This window comes from Cryobacterium sp. AP23 (assembly GCF_054075385.1).
Genome location: NZ_CM133415.1, coordinates 890,581 through 903,840, shown reverse-complemented (window position 1 = coordinate 903,840; position 13,260 = coordinate 890,581). Strand labels below are relative to the sequence as shown.

Here is a 13,260-nt window from a genome sequence, read left to right as displayed (position 1 = left end):
TGTCCCGAACCCTGCCGTCCCACACCCCGCCGTCCCACACCCCGCCGTCCCACACCCTGGAGCCAGCCCGATGAGAGACAACCCCAGCTTTGCGCTCGACGAGGTCGACGAGGTGCGCCGCCTTGTGCGGGAGCACCCGTGGGTCACCCTGGTCAGCCACACCACTGCCGGCGACCTGGTCGCCTCGCACTACCCGGTGATCCTCGACCCGACTGCCGCGGCGGGCGAGATCGTGCTGCTCAGCCACGTGGGTCGGCCCGACGAACAACTGCACGAACTCGGCGCCCATGAGCTCCTCGTCATCGTGCAGGGTCCGCACGGCTACATCTCGCCCGGCTGGTACGACGCGAAACCGGCCGTGCCCACCTGGAACTTCGTCACCGCACACCTCCACGGCACCCCGGAGCTGCTCGGCGACGCCGAGAACCTGCGCGTCCTGGCCGACCTCGTCGACCACTTCGAGGACCGGATGGAGCAGCCGCGCCGGATGAACGGCACCCTGGAGAACGCCGCCTACGCGGAACGCATCGTGGCCGGCACCGTCGGCTTCCGGCTGCGGGTGACCCGGTTCACGGCCAAGAACAAGATGAGCCAGAACAAGCCGGCGGAAACCGTCGAGCGCATCATCGCCGAGCTGGAGGGCGACGGCCCGTACGCCAGCGTGCCGCTCGCCGCGGAGATGCGGCGCAACCGGGACGGACGCGGCGAGTGAACCTCGTGCTGCGGAACGGCCGGCTGCCCGGCAGCGACGACCTGGTCGACGTCCGGGTGGTCGACGGCCGGATCGAGTCGATCGGCTACCTGTCCGCGGACGCCGCCGGGAACGCGCCGAGCGTGGATCTCGGCGAGCGCTGGATCATCCCCGGGCTCTGGGACAACCACGTGCACTTCAGCCAGTGGGCCCAAACGGCCCGCCGCCTGGACGTTTCGGCCGCCGGCAGCGCCGCCGAGGCCGCCGCGCTCGTGGCCGCCCGGATCGATGCGGCCCGGCTCACCGCGGTGCCGGCCCAGCCGGCGGTGCGACTCGTCGGGTTCGGCTTCCGGGACGGGCTGTGGCCGGACACCCCCACCAGCGCCCTGCTCGACGCGGCATCCGGCGCCGTGCCCGTGGTCCTGGTCAGCGGTGACCTGCACAGCTGCTGGCTGAACTCGGCCGCGCTGGCCGTCTACGGCTTCGCCGGCCACCAGACCGGGCTGCTGCGCGAGGATGACGCCTTCGCGGTGGAGCACGCCATCGACAACGTCCCCGACGCCGACCTCGACGCCTGGGCCGACGAGGCCGCCCGGGCCGCCGCTGCCCGCGGGGTGGTGGGCATCGTCGACCTGGAGATGAACTGGAACCTCGACGTCTGGCGGCGCCGGATCGCCGCGGGAAGCACCCACCTGCGGGTGGACGTCGGCCTGTACCCGCAGCACCTCGACGAGGCTATCGCCCTGGGCCTCTCCAGCGGCCAGGTCATCGAGCACACCCAGGGGCTGCTCACCGTCGGGCCGTTCAAGGTGATCACCGACGGCTCGCTGAACACCCGCACCGCCTACTGCTTCGACGACTACCCCGGCCTCACCGGTGAGCACGCCCGCGGCATGCTCACGGTGCCCGTCGACGAGCTGGTGGCGCAGATGCGCCGGGCGCACGCCGCCGGCATCCGCCCGGCCGTGCACGCGATCGGCGACAACGCGAACAGCCTTGCCCTGGACGCCTTCGAGGCGGTGGGCTGCACGGGCAGCATCGAGCACGCCCAACTGCTCACCGCCGCCGACGTGGCCCGGTTCGCCCGGCTGGGCGTCACGGCCAGCGTGCAACCCGAGCACGCCCTCGACGACCGCGACGTGGCCGACCGGTACTGGACCGGTCGCACCGACCGGGCCTTCCGCCTGGCCGACCTGCTCGCGGCGGGCGTGCCGCTCGCCCTGGGCTCCGACGCGCCGGTGGCCCCGCTGGACCCCTGGGTGTCCCTCTCGGCCGCGGTCGGCCGCACCCGCGGCGATCGGGCCGCGTGGCACCCCGGCCAGGCGATCTCCCGCCAGGCGGCGCTGGCGGCATCCGCCCGCGGCCGCCACGCCATCGCCGTCGGCCAGGTCGCCGACCTCGCCGTCTGCGAGACCGACCCGTTCGTCGCCTCCGTCGCCGACCTCCGGCGGATGCCCATTGCCGCGACCGTGCTGGGCGGCCGGTTCACCCACAACACGCTCTAACCGCAGTGGGTGCGGGGGATAACCCCCGGGCGGATCCGGCGGCTGGGGGGATGGGCCGGTCGGGCGGCTCGGAGGACGCTGGAAGCATGACGAACGACACCCTCGACCCCATCGCGGCCGGCACCGGCGACACTCCTGGCGGCAACACCCCTGGCCGCAACATCGACGACCCGAACTCTGCCACGCTGGGCTTCGTGCAGCCCGCCGACACCTCTCCCGAGAATCCCGGCGCCAGTCCGTCTGGCGAGGGGCCCGCCGAGGCCCCACCGCGCGGCGGGTACCTCGGCCTGTGGGCGCGAACGCCCCGGGAACTCGGCTTCCTGCTGCCCACCCTTCCCGTCGTCCTCGCGGCGTTCGTCGTGCTGGTGACGTTGTTCTCCACCGGGGTGAGCCTGGTCGCCCTGTTCGTCGGCCTGTTCATCGTCGTGGCGGCCCTGTACGCGGCCCGCGGGTTCGGCGTCGTCGAACTCACCCGGCTGCGCTGGGCCGGCCAGCCGGCGATCGCGGCCCCGCAGTGGATCCCGCGGGGCGAAGCCGCGACCCCGCTGCGCACCATCCTCGGGCCGCTGGTGTCGGTGCGGTATTGGCTCTACCTGCTGCACGGCATGGTCGTGAACTTCATCGTCGGCGTGGTGACCTGGTCGATCACCATCGTCTGGGTCTCCGGGGCGCTCGGCGGGCTCACCTACTGGCTGTGGAGCTGGTCGCTACCGGTCGACAACGATTCGGTGGGGCTGTACGGCCTGCTGTCCGGCGCATACGGGTCGGGGGTCAGTCAGAACCTGGCCGCCGAGAACGCGGTGAACGCCGCCCTGGGCCTGGCCTTCCTGGCCACCCTGCCGTTCGTCACCCGCGGCCTCGTGCTCGCGCACCAGGGCATCGCCCGCGGCATGCTCGGCGCCTGGTCGTCCGAGGCCCTGCAGCGCGAGGTCGCCGATCTCAGCGCCTCCCGGGGCGCGGCGGTGTCCGCTGAGGACCAGTCGCTTCGGCGACTGGAGCGCGACATCCACGACGGCCCGCAGCAGCGCCTCGTGCGCCTGCAGATGGACCTGGCCAGCGCCGAACGTCGGCTCGACGACGATCCCGCCGCCGCCCGCCGCCTGCTGACCGAAGCCAGGGCGCAGGCCCACGACACCCTGGAGGAGCTGCGGGCGCTGTCCCGCGGGCTCGTTCCACCCATCCTGCAGGACCGCGGCCTCATCGTGGCCCTTGAGTCGCTGGCGGCCCGCAGCACGGTGCCCGTGCAGCTGGAACTCATGGTCGACCGGGAGCTGCGGCTGCCCTCCGAGATCGAGCGGAGCACCTACTTCACCGCGGCCGAACTGGTCACGAACGTGGCCAAGCACGCCGGGGCCACCGGCATCCGCCTGCACCTGGAACTACGCCGGGTACCGGAAGACGACTCCACCTGGCTGGACCTGTGGGTGATCGACAACGGCCGCGGCGGTGCCGTGCTGCGGGACGGCCACGGTCTGGCCGGCCTCGACGAACGCCTCAGGGGCCTCCGCGGCATCCTCTCGGTGCGGAGCCCGGCCGGCGGCCCCACCGCCATCGGCGCCCACATCCCGCTGGTCACCGTGCTGGGCAGCTCGGTCACGGGCAGCTCCGTCGCGCCGGTGTGATCGGGACCTATCCTGAACGGGTGAGCACACTTCCCGCGCCCGTCCCGACCCGCCCGCTCCGGCTGGTGCTCGCCGAGGACTCCGTGCTGCTGCGCGAAGGCCTCGTGCGGCTCTTCGCCGAGGCGGGCTTCGACACCGTCGCCGCATACGGCGACGCGGATGCGCTGCTGGCCGAAGTCGACACCGTGCGCCCGGACCTTGCGGTGCTCGACGTGCGGATGCCGCCGAGCTTCCGCGACGAAGGGGTGCGGGCGGCCATCGAGCTGCGCCGCCGGCTGCCGGGCATCGGCATCCTGCTGCTCAGCCAATACGTCGAGGGCACCTACGTGCAGGAACTGCTGGCGTCGGGCGAGGGCGGCCTCGGCTACCTGCTCAAGGACCGGGTCGCGTCGCTCGACGAGCTGCAGGATGCCGTGGCCCGGGTCAGTGCCGGCGGCACAGTGCTCGACCCCCAGGTGGTGCGGGAGCTGCTCGCCCGGCGCACCAACCCGCTCGCCGCCCTCACCCCGCGGGAGCGCGACGTGCTCGGCCTCATGGCCGAGGGCCGCACCAACGTGGGCATCGCCGAACGCCTCGTGATCGGGGTGGGCGCGGTGGAGAAGAACGTCACGTCGATCTTCGTCAAGCTCGGCCTGGACGACACCGGCTCCGACCACCGCCGGGTGCTCGCGGTCCTTGCATTCCTGCAGGCCTAACCGGCCGGCCGGTCGGAGCCGCCACCCGGGACCGGGGGAGACGGGAACCGGGGCGTGTGCTGGTGCCAGAGGTTGAGGTAGCGGGCGTATCCCAGGCGCAGCGAGCCGACCAGGAAACCCAGCCCGCCGAGGACGGCCACGGTGACGGAGAGCCAGGCCGGCCAGGCGACGGTCAGGGCGATGCCGGCCAGGAGGAGCCCGAGCAGCGCCGAGTTGACGACGATGATGAATACCATGCTGCTGCCGAGCACCTGGCTGCGGTTGCGCGCGCCGAGGAAGTAGTACGTCGTCTGCGACCCCGGCATGTCGTCGAACCGGGACGCCATGAAGTACTCGCCTATTCCGGGATCCAATTCTGCGTACGCCCCGCGCAGCCGGTTCATTGCCAGCACGTAGGCGAGGTCCTCCAGGCTCACGTTGATCACCCGCACCTGGGTCAGCACTCCCACCAGGAGGATGATACCGAGCAGCGTCAGGGCGATGCCGGGGAAGCCCTCGTCGAAGTCGGTGGCCTGCCCGGCCAACGCCAGGCTCACCAGGCCGGCCGAGACCAGGTAGAGGAACATGCTGATCCGGGTGAGCACCTCACCCTGGGTGGTGCTGCGGGAGGCGAGCAGGCTCCAGTGCTCCGTGGCGAGCAGTTGCGCGCGCACCGCGGGGGAAACGTCGGGTTGCGGCTCCGTTCCGGCCGGCTCCTCGTCGGGCATGCAGCCATAGTGGACCGCATCCGCCTGCTCGCCCAGTGCCGGGGGTCAGGGCCGGATAGAGGACACTGGGACCATGAGCGTGATTGAGAACTCCAAACTGGCCATCGTCGGCGCAGGCGCCGTCGGCACCTCGCTGGCCTACGCGGCACTGATCCGCGAGTCCGCCCGTGAGGTGGCCCTGTACGACATCAACTCCGCGAAGGTCGCCGCGGAAGTGCTCGACCTCGCCCATGGAACCCAGTTCACCGGCGCCTCCCGGGTGACCGGCGGGGACGACCTCGACGTGGTCAGCGGTGCCAACGTCGTGGTGATCACCGCCGGCGCCCGCCAGCATCCCGGCCAGTCCCGCCTGGAGATGGCCGGTGTGAACGTGGAAATCCTCCGCGACCTGATGCCCAAGCTGGTGCAGCGCGCGCCGGACGCGATCTTCGTGCTCGTCACCAACCCCGTCGACGTGCTCGCGGTGGCCGCCCAGCAGTTCAGCGGCCTACCGCCGGCGCGGGTGTTCGGCTCCGGCACCGTGCTCGACTCGTCCCGGCTGCGCTGGATGCTCTCCGAACGGGTCGGCGTCGCGATCTCCAACGTGCACGCGCTCATCGTCGGCGAGCACGGCGACTCCGAGTTCCCGCTCTGGTCGCAGGCGCGCATCGGCCCGATCTCGCTGGCCGACTGGCTGCTCGCCCGCGGCGCAGACGGCCCAGAGGTGACTCCCGGCTCGGTGCCGTTCACCGAGGCCGAATTCGAGTCGATCGCGGAGGACGTGAAGAACGCCGCCTATCGGGTGATCGAGGGCAAGGGCGCCACCAACTACGCGATCGGGCTCTCCGGTGCCCGTATCGTCGAGGCCATCCTGCGCGACGAGGGCGCCGTCTTGCCGGTCAGCTCGGTGCTCACCGACTACCGCGGCGTCAGCCGGGTGGCGCTCTCGGTACCCAGCGTCATCGATGCCAGCGGCATCGCCCGGGTCATCGACGTGCCGTTCTCCGCGAAGGAGCAAGCCCTGTTCGAACACTCCGCCGCGACCCTGCGCGCGTCCCTCGACACCCTCGGGCTGGCCTGATCATGGAACCGAAGCTGGGCTACGGCTGGACCGAGGACAAGATCCCCGACCTCACCGGCACCACCGCGATCGTGACGGGGGCGAACTCCGGGCTCGGCTTCGTGACCGCCGCGCAACTCGCCGCCCACGGCGCCGCAGTGACGCTGGCCGTGCGCGACGCCGCCAGGGGAGCGGCAGCGGTCGAGCGGATGCGCAGCCGCCTGCCCGACGCCGAGCTGAGCGTTCGGGTGCTCGACCTGGCCAGCCTGGACTCCATCGCCCAGTTCGCCGTGGAGTTCTCGGCAGAGGCGGGACGGGTCGACCTGCTGGTGAACAACGCCGGTGTGATGAACCTGCCCCAGCGGAAGACGGCGGATGGGTTCGAGATGCAGTTCGGCACCAACCACCTGGGGCATTTCGCGCTCACCGGGCGCCTGCTGCCGCTGCTGCTGGCCAGCCCGGACGCTCGGGTGGTCACGCTGTCGTCGACCGTGCACCGCATCGGCAAGATGAACTTCGACGACCTGATGGGCACGAGGCGATACCGCCCCTGGCCGGCGTACGGGCAGAGCAAGCTCGCGAACCTGCTGTTCACCGGCGAGCTGCAACGCCGTGCGGTGGCCGCGAAGGCTCCACTGCGGGCGATGGCGGCGCATCCGGGGTTCGCCCTCACCAACCTGCAGACCGCCGGCCCCGCCATGCGCGGGGCGAAGACCACGACCAGGCGCGCCCGGCTGATGGCCACCCTCACCCGGGAGTTCGCCCAGCCGGCGGTGTGGGGCGCGTTGCCCACTCTGTATGCCGCGACCGTACCCGGCCTGGCCGGCAATTCGTTCGTGGGGCCGGAGGGGTTCGGCCAGCAGCACGGGCACCCGGTTCCGGTGAACCGCTCCAAGCGCGCCCAGAACTCCGACGATGCCCGTCGACTCTGGACCGAGAGCGAGCGCCTCACCGGCGTCAGCTACGCCTTCGCCTGACGCGACGGACAACTGTTCCCCGTGCGGACAAATGGGCCCGGCACACCGGGACCAGTTGTCCGGAGGGGGAACACTTGCGAGATATGGAGGGGATGACGGGAATCGAACCCGCGCCATCAGTTTGGAAAACTGGCCCGGAGTTACGCATCCCCGGTTGGCCTCGTACCCCGGCGGAGCGCGGTCGGACGGGTTTTACGCCGGGTTGCGCCGGGACGAATGTCTGCGCCTTCAGTTTGGGCGCCGGGGTTGCAGGTCACCGCTCGCCAACCTTCAGCGAAGTGGAACTGACCGCTAGCTGAGGCGAACAGTCAGAACTTCCAGATCCTCTAGTAGCACGAAGCAATTACACATGGCGTTCTCGCCCTGCGACGACCCTGCGCCGTTCGACCAGACGTGCCCTCGGAACGATTCGCATTCCGCTTCTGAATCGCGAACTCATCGCGGCCCTGAAGGTGCACCTTCTTACACACCCGAACTCCGGCGACCCCGACGCGCTGTTCTGGCCGGGGCGCTCCAACGGCTCGCGGCGCCTGGACTGGACGCGACCCATCGACCTCGGGGGAGTGCTGAAGTACTACAGGCGCCCCGCCGCCTCAAGGGCAGGCATTTTCAAAAGCATCTGCTTTCACGACCTATGCCACACGTGCACTTCCCTGATGTTTGCAGCCGGGTTCAAGCCCTACGAGGTCAGCCGCTGGATGGGGCACGCATCAGTTGCCACGACGGATGGTGTCTACGCCCGTCTGTACCCCAGCGACTACAACGAGCAGATCGCCCGATTCGAGGCGTTCGTCGCGGAGGGGTGACGCTTACATGGGCTGGTCAATGTCGTCTGCGGGCGAAGGCTCTGACGGAACTCTGAGCAAGGCCTCGTAAATGGGTCGAAGCTCCGCCTTGGATATTTTCGTTAGATCCATCGCGGTCACCATTAGGTGCCCGCGAGATGAGAGCTTCAGGGCGCACATGCGGAGGTCCATGCGGTCGTCCTTGTGTCCGTACAAAAGCAAACGGCGCGACTCGTCGTCGCGGAGCGTCGAGGCTGCTTGGAACACTGTCCAGTCCGCCAGCGTCGATCCGTAATTGGGCAGGCTCGCGTCTGGCAGCGGGAACTCCTCACCCCGAGCCACGATCGCGGTGATTCGCATATCGAGCCACGTCATACGGTCAGCCTCTTGGACCATACGGTTGGCGGTATTGACGTCAATAAGTGGATTGAAGGCGATGTCCGCGAGCATGTTCGCCACGTACGGTATCTTCTGCTCCTGGTGGTCGTCCTTGACGGCGAGCAGAATACCTTCGATGATCTCCTGCGCGTCCGACCTGTCGCCCTCGAAGAACCCGTCGTCGCGCAGCTGTTCGCCTAACGTCTCCTTTGCGATGACGGCGCTAGCTGCCAGCTCGATTACGGTTCCGACGCGCGCTTCCTGCCGAGGGCTGAGCATCCGCCGAGCGATGTCGTTCCCGACCTCTGCGAGTGCTTGCCCGGCCATCGCCCCGGTTACCGGGTCCGCCAGCAGGACGGACATCGCTGCACCTGTGCCAGCACCGAGGATCGCAATGGATGAGCCCGCAAGCCGAAGCCAGCCGGTGTCTTCAATAGGCATGCGTTCAAAGTACCGGCCCGGCCACCCCAGCGATTACAACGCGCAGATCGCCCGCTTCCAGGCCTTCGTCGCAGAGGGGTAGATGGCACCGATAGTGTGACTCCTAAACGCAGCGGATGGGGAAGCCGAATTGGGCGACAGGTCAGATAATCAAGGTCATCTTCGGAATCCCGCTGGGCGTCTGTATCTGTTGCTGGAGTATTGCATGGTGCATGGACAGCCCAATGGCCCGATTCTCAAGACTTTGACTAAGTACCTAGAGATTCCAAACGAGTATTCCTCCACACTCTTTCGCGCTCTCGCGGAGTGGAAAGAGCAGCCTCAGCTCATGCGAAACGAAGTGGGAACGCTAACGACCCCTGCGCTGTCCCACGAGGAGCTGCTCGAGGACCTCCCCCAAGTCGAGGCTGCTCTCTCCGATCTCACGACCAATCTTGGAACTAGCCTGGATCACGTGCTTCGGCATTACGACAGGGGGACGCTGAAGGGCCTTCGGCACACGAGCATGATTCTCGCCGGAGCATCTGGATTCAAGGTGCCCGTCCCCGATGACAAACTGGATGAAGTCAAGGATCTTGCAGACGCTCTGATTGAGTGCTTGACGTCCGATTCCACGCTTGAGTCTGAACTCAAGCGCATGCTGTACGAGCACGCTGATGCAATCCGCAGGTCAGTCGATCTATACAGGGTGGGCGGCCTCGATGCGGTACTCGGAGAGTTCGACCGGCTCATGGGCTTCTTGAACCGTCGACCGGAGCTGCGCGTTGCGGTGGTGAAGGAGCCCAAGCTGAAGAAGGCTGTCGGAGGGCTCTTGATCGCGATGAACCTTCTGGCCGCAATCGGCAATGCGGCAGTGGCGTTGGAGAGCGGCGTTGGTAGCTTCCTGGAGCTGACCTCGGCGACCTCCGTAACCGAGACGGTCGCGCCCGCCGGGGTGTCCGTCTCGGCGGAATCGCATGAAGGCGAACAGGCCTAGGCCGACGAGTCTTGGACGGGATTTCCGTCTCGGATCAAGGGAAGATGCCCTTGCGATCCTTGCGATAACTGGGAGGGGATGACGGGAATCGAACCCGCGCCATCAGTTTGGAAAACTGAGGCTCTACCATTGAGCTACATCCCCATGTGCCACGCGTAGCGGCACTCGAATATCGTAGTACAGGTTTCGTGGCCCGTTTTCCCGCTCCGCCGAGACGGCCCCGGAAAAGCCCCGGAACGCGCCCTGAATCCGCTCAGGGACGCCCCGGCCTGCGGGTCGTGCACTAGACTGACGGAGGTCAATCCGCCTGTCGCGTGAGTCTGCGCGCCAAGTTGGTGGCCCCAACGGGTGAGATGACATCCGGGGCGTAGCTCAGCTTGGTAGAGCGCTCGGTTTGGGACCGAGAGGTCGCAGGTTCGAATCCTGTCGCCCCGACCATCACCCCCCTGCACATCTGTCGAACATAATCTGTCGAACACAGGAGATTTAAACGTGAAGTCCACGGTAGAAAAGCTGAGCCCCACGCGCGCCAAGGTCACCATCTCGGTGACTCCGGAAGAGCTGAAGCCCAGCATCACCCACGCCTACGGGCACATCGCCGAGGACATCAACATCCCCGGCTTCCGCAAGGGCAAGGTTCCGCCGCCCATCATCGACCAGCGCGTCGGTAAGTCTGCTGTCCTCGAGCACGCCGTCAACGAGAGCCTCGACGGTTTCTACCGCAAGGCCGTCGACGAGCACAAGCTCCGCCCGCTCGGTCGCCCCGAGGCTGACATCGTCGAGTGGCCCAGCGACAAGGACTTCTCCGGAGACCTGCTGCTGGCCATCGAGGTCGACGTGCGTCCCGAGATCGACCTGCCCGCCTACGAGGGCCTCAAGCTCACGGTTGACGCCGTTGACATCTCCGATGACGAGGTCACCGAAGAACTCAACACCCTGCGCAGCCGCTTCGGCACCCTGATCACGGTCGACCGTCCGGCCACCACCGGCGACTTCGCCCAGATCGACCTGGTCGCATCCGTCAACGGTGTCGAGGTCGACAACGCCAGCGGCATCTCCTACGAGGTCGGCTCCGGCGACCTGATCGAGGGCATCGACGAGGCCCTCGAGTCCCTCACCGCCGGTGAGACCACGACCTTCGCGTCGAAGCTGCTCGGTGGCGACCACGAGGGCGAGACCGCTGAGATCACCGTCACCGTCATCGCCGTCAAGGAGCGCGAGCTCCCCACCGCCGACGACGACTTCGCGCAGATCGCCAGCGAGTTCGACACCATCGACGAGCTCACGGAGAGCCTCAAGGTCCAGGTCGGCCGCTCCAAGGTCTTCGGCCAGGGCAACCAGGCCCGCGAGCTGCTCATCGAGCAGCTGCTCTCCTCCGTCGAGGTCCCCATCCCCGAAGCGATCATCGCCGACGAGGTGCACCGTCACCTCGAGGGCGAGAACCGCCTCGAGGACGAGACCCACCGCGCCGAGGTCACCGAGGCCAGCGAGAAGACCTTCCGTCAGCAGATCCTGCTCGACACCATCGCCGAGGCCGAGCAGGTCAAGGTCAGCCAGGACGAGCTCACCCAGTACCTGATCCAGGGTGCCTCGCAGTACGGCATGGACCCGAGCGAGTTCGTTCAGGCCCTGTCCGGCAACGGCCAGATCCCCTCCATGGTCGCCGAGGTTGCTCGTAACAAGGCCCTCGCGATCGCGCTGGGCAAGGCCGAGGTCACCGACTCCAACGGTGCCACCGTCGACCTGTCCGAGTTCACGGCCGTCGTCGACGACGAGCCCGCCGCGGATGAGGCCACCGCTGACGCCACCGACGAGGCTGCTTCTGACGAAGCCGCTGAGGAGGCACCGGCCGCCGAGGCCAAGCCGAAGAAGAAGGCTGCAGCAAAGAAGTAACACCGCTCGCCCGCACGGGCGTTGCAGAAACGGGTCGGATGCCTTCGGGCATCCGGCCCGTTTCGTATCTGCCGTTTCACGCGTGCCCGGCCCGGTGAATCTGCCGAGGGCGAACAGAGCCTTTTGCGAGCGTTGGACCCTATAGATTCATTCCTGAAGCGACAAGCGAAACGGAGCGCGACATGGCCGAAATGGTACCTACACCCGGTGTTTTTGACCGACTTCTCAGCGACCGCATCATCTGGCTCGGCTCAGAGGTGCGCGATGACAACGCCAACGAGATCTGCGCCAAGATCCTGCTGCTGGCAGCAGAGGACTCGCAGCGGGACATCTTCCTCTACATCAACTCACCCGGTGGCTCGATCACGGCCGGCATGGCGATCTACGACACCATGAAGTTCGTGCCGAACGACGTCGTCACCGTGGGTATCGGCCTGGCCGCGTCGATGGGGCAGTTCCTGCTCTCCTCCGGCACCAAGGGCAAGCGCTACATCACCCCGAACGCCCGGGTGCTGCTGCACCAGCCGTCCGGTGGCTTCGGTGGCACCGCCGCCGACATCCAGACGCAGGCCAAGGTCATCCTCGACATGAAGAAGCGGATGGCCGAGCTCACGGCAGAGCAGACCGGCAAGTCGGTCGAGCAGATCCTCATCGACAACGACCGCGACAACTGGTTCACCGCCCAAGAGGCGCTGGCCTACGGATTCGTCGACCACCTGCGCGAATTCGCGTCGGACGTGGTCGGCGGCGGCGGTACCGACGACTCAGTGAACAAGAAGTAGGACGGGCAGAACATGGAATTCACGAATTTTGGCCTCCAGGCCGGCGGCATGGCCCCGGGTGGAATGGCTCCGCAGGCGCCGCAGTCGCGCTACATCCTCCCCACCTTCGAGGAGCGCACGGCTTACGGCTACAAGCGCCAGGACCCGTACGCCAAGCTGTTCGAGGACCGCATCATCTTCCTCGGCGTTCAGGTTGACGACGCATCCGCCGACGACGTCATGGCCCAGCTGCTCGTGCTCGAGAGCCAGGACCCCGATCGCGACATCGTGATGTACATCAACTCGCCCGGTGGCTCGTTCACCGCGATGACGGCCATCTACGACACGATGCAGTACATCCGTCCCCACATCCAGACGGTCTGCCTCGGCCAGGCGGCCTCCGCCGCAGCCGTGCTGCTCGCCGGCGGCACCCCCGGCAAGCGCCTCGCGCTGCCGAACGCCCGCATCCTCATCCACCAGCCCTCCGCCGGTGGCCAGGGCGGCGGCCAGGCCTCCGACATCGAGATCCAGGCTGCGGAAATCCAGCGGATGCGCGAATGGCTCGAAGAGACCCTCGCGCACCACTCCAACCGCACCAAGGAGCAGGTCCACAAGGACATCGACCGCGACAAGATCCTCGGCGCACCCGAGGCCCTGGACTACGGTCTGATCGACCAGATCCTGACCAGCCGCAAGAGCATTCCGACGCTCGTCAAGTAGCCCGACCCACGGGTTCGGCCGCTGGCCAGCCTGTTCGCCAAACGGCGTGCCGCCTCCCCGGCGGCGCGCC

At 67.9% G+C, this 13,260-nt stretch carries 13 protein-coding genes and 2 tRNA genes; 12 read left to right on the top strand and 3 right to left on the bottom strand.

The window, feature by feature from the left end:
- Positions 1 to 70: 70 nt before the first annotated feature.
- The 4 genes from ACU5E9_RS04175 to ACU5E9_RS04160 all read left to right on the top strand — a co-directional run bounded on the left by ACU5E9_RS04175 (position 71) and on the right by ACU5E9_RS04160 (position 4,513).
- Entirely contained in the window at positions 71 to 712 is a 642-nt protein-coding gene (locus ACU5E9_RS04175) for an FMN-binding negative transcriptional regulator (protein WP_456812363.1), read from the top strand.
- Positions 709 to 2,196: an amidohydrolase gene (locus ACU5E9_RS04170; RefSeq protein ID WP_456812362.1), complete on the top strand. Its 1,488-nt coding sequence runs from the start codon at positions 709 to 711 to the stop codon at positions 2,194 to 2,196. The genes ACU5E9_RS04175 and ACU5E9_RS04170 overlap by 4 nt, the downstream gene beginning before the upstream one ends.
- Before the next feature lie 86 nt (positions 2,197 to 2,282).
- Positions 2,283 to 3,818, top strand: coding sequence for a sensor histidine kinase (locus ACU5E9_RS04165; RefSeq protein ID WP_456812361.1), 1,536 nt, complete (start codon positions 2,283 to 2,285; stop codon positions 3,816 to 3,818).
- 20 nt (positions 3,819 to 3,838) lie between these two features.
- Positions 3,839 to 4,513 carry a response regulator gene (locus tag ACU5E9_RS04160; RefSeq protein WP_456812360.1) on the top strand — a complete coding sequence of 225 codons (675 nt, stop codon included), beginning with the start codon at positions 3,839 to 3,841 and terminating at the stop codon, positions 4,511 to 4,513.
- Here the strand turns inward: ACU5E9_RS04160 and ACU5E9_RS04155 are convergent.
- The gene (locus ACU5E9_RS04155; protein ID WP_456812359.1) at positions 4,510 to 5,220 is read right to left on the bottom strand and encodes a hypothetical protein; all 711 of its coding nucleotides are present in this window, start codon (positions 5,218 to 5,220) and stop codon (positions 4,510 to 4,512) included. The two genes, ACU5E9_RS04160 and ACU5E9_RS04155, sit on opposite strands and share 4 nt — an antisense overlap.
- A 73-nt stretch (positions 5,221 to 5,293) precedes the next feature.
- Here ACU5E9_RS04155 and ACU5E9_RS04150 point away from each other — a divergent pair, with 73 nt between their 5' ends.
- The 3 genes from ACU5E9_RS04150 to ACU5E9_RS04140 all read left to right on the top strand — a co-directional run bounded on the left by ACU5E9_RS04150 (position 5,294) and on the right by ACU5E9_RS04140 (position 8,042).
- Positions 5,294 to 6,280 (top strand): L-lactate dehydrogenase, encoded by a 987-nt coding sequence (locus ACU5E9_RS04150; protein ID WP_456812358.1) that lies wholly within the window; start codon positions 5,294 to 5,296, stop codon positions 6,278 to 6,280.
- Positions 6,281 to 6,282: 2 nt separating this feature from the next.
- Positions 6,283 to 7,236 carry an oxidoreductase gene (locus ACU5E9_RS04145; protein ID WP_456812357.1) on the top strand — a complete coding sequence of 318 codons (954 nt, stop codon included), beginning with the start codon at positions 6,283 to 6,285 and terminating at the stop codon, positions 7,234 to 7,236.
- A gap of 374 nt (positions 7,237 to 7,610) precedes the next feature.
- Positions 7,611 to 8,042, top strand: coding sequence for a tyrosine-type recombinase/integrase (locus ACU5E9_RS04140; RefSeq protein WP_456813496.1), 432 nt, complete (start codon positions 7,611 to 7,613; stop codon positions 8,040 to 8,042).
- A 3-nt stretch (positions 8,043 to 8,045) separates the two neighbouring features.
- Here the strand turns inward: ACU5E9_RS04140 and ACU5E9_RS04135 are convergent, their stop codons facing one another.
- On the bottom strand, positions 8,046 to 8,840 hold the full coding sequence (locus ACU5E9_RS04135; RefSeq protein ID WP_456812356.1) for a hypothetical protein: 795 nt from the start codon (positions 8,838 to 8,840) through the stop codon (positions 8,046 to 8,048).
- A 205-nt stretch (positions 8,841 to 9,045) separates the two neighbouring features.
- Here ACU5E9_RS04135 and ACU5E9_RS04130 point away from each other — a divergent pair, with 205 nt between their 5' ends.
- Complete coding sequence (locus ACU5E9_RS04130) at positions 9,046 to 9,816, top strand: hypothetical protein (protein ID WP_456812355.1); 771 nt, start codon at positions 9,046 to 9,048, stop codon at positions 9,814 to 9,816.
- A gap of 73 nt (positions 9,817 to 9,889) precedes the next feature.
- Here ACU5E9_RS04130 and ACU5E9_RS04125 read toward each other — a convergent pair.
- Positions 9,890 to 9,960: transfer RNA gene (locus ACU5E9_RS04125), tRNA-Gly, on the bottom strand.
- Between the two features lie 217 nt (positions 9,961 to 10,177).
- Here ACU5E9_RS04125 and ACU5E9_RS04120 point away from each other — a divergent pair.
- The 4 genes from ACU5E9_RS04120 (at position 10,178) to ACU5E9_RS04105 (ending at position 13,190) form a co-directional block, all read left to right on the top strand.
- Positions 10,178 to 10,254 (top strand) — tRNA-Pro (locus ACU5E9_RS04120).
- Positions 10,255 to 10,308: 54 nt separating this feature from the next.
- Positions 10,309 to 11,709 (top strand): trigger factor, encoded by a 1,401-nt coding sequence (tig, locus tag ACU5E9_RS04115; RefSeq protein WP_456812354.1) that lies wholly within the window; start codon positions 10,309 to 10,311, stop codon positions 11,707 to 11,709.
- A 182-nt stretch (positions 11,710 to 11,891) separates the two neighbouring features.
- The gene (locus ACU5E9_RS04110; protein ID WP_297367333.1) at positions 11,892 to 12,491 is read left to right on the top strand and encodes an ATP-dependent Clp protease proteolytic subunit; all 600 of its coding nucleotides are present in this window, start codon (positions 11,892 to 11,894) and stop codon (positions 12,489 to 12,491) included.
- Between the two features lie 12 nt (positions 12,492 to 12,503).
- Positions 12,504 to 13,190: an ATP-dependent Clp protease proteolytic subunit gene (locus tag ACU5E9_RS04105; RefSeq protein WP_456812353.1), complete on the top strand. Its 687-nt coding sequence runs from the start codon at positions 12,504 to 12,506 to the stop codon at positions 13,188 to 13,190.
- The last annotated feature ends 70 nt before the right edge of the window (positions 13,191 to 13,260 follow it).

What these genes read in the sequence shown, in the direction of transcription:
- ACU5E9_RS04105 (WP_456812353.1), top strand. Translation starts at nt 12,504, where the DNA reads ATGGAATTCACGAATTTTGGCCTCCAGGCCGGCGGCATGGCCCCGGGT.
- ACU5E9_RS04175 (WP_456812363.1), top strand. Translation starts at nt 71, where the DNA reads ATGAGAGACAACCCCAGCTTTGCGCTCGACGAGGTCGACGAGGTGCGC.
- ACU5E9_RS04110 (WP_297367333.1), top strand. Translation starts at nt 11,892, where the DNA reads ATGGCCGAAATGGTACCTACACCCGGTGTTTTTGACCGACTTCTCAGC.
- ACU5E9_RS04135 (WP_456812356.1), bottom strand. Translation starts at nt 8,840, where the DNA reads ATGCCTATTGAAGACACCGGCTGGCTTCGGCTTGCGGGCTCATCCATT.
- ACU5E9_RS04155 (WP_456812359.1), bottom strand. Translation starts at nt 5,220, where the DNA reads ATGCCCGACGAGGAGCCGGCCGGAACGGAGCCGCAACCCGACGTTTCC.
- ACU5E9_RS04150 (WP_456812358.1), top strand. Translation starts at nt 5,294, where the DNA reads ATGAGCGTGATTGAGAACTCCAAACTGGCCATCGTCGGCGCAGGCGCC.
- ACU5E9_RS04145 (WP_456812357.1), top strand. Translation starts at nt 6,283, where the DNA reads ATGGAACCGAAGCTGGGCTACGGCTGGACCGAGGACAAGATCCCCGAC.
- ACU5E9_RS04165 (WP_456812361.1), top strand. Translation starts at nt 2,283, where the DNA reads ATGACGAACGACACCCTCGACCCCATCGCGGCCGGCACCGGCGACACT.
- ACU5E9_RS04130 (WP_456812355.1), top strand. Translation starts at nt 9,046, where the DNA reads ATGGTGCATGGACAGCCCAATGGCCCGATTCTCAAGACTTTGACTAAG.